Here is a 212-nt window from a genome sequence, read left to right on the forward strand (position 1 = left end):
CCGTCGCAGCAGCGGGTGATCCGGCAGGCGCTGGCGAACGCGGGTCTGTCGGCGGCGGATGTGGACGTGGTGGAGGCGCACGGGACCGGGACCGTGCTGGGTGACCCGATCGAGGCGCAGGCGCTGATCGCGACCTACGGCCAGGACCGGCCCGAGGACCGCCCGCTCCGGCTGGGCTCCATCAAGTCGAACATCGGCCACGCGCAGGCCGC

The 212-nt window shown here is 74.1% G+C and carries 1 protein-coding gene; it reads left to right on the plus strand.

Annotation, left to right across the window (positions count from 1 at the left end; genetic code table 11):
* On the plus strand, positions 1-212 hold a 212-nt coding region (locus ACWJ6R_RS38445; RefSeq protein WP_449066863.1), incomplete at both ends, for a hypothetical protein.

This window comes from Planomonospora algeriensis (assembly GCF_977012225.1).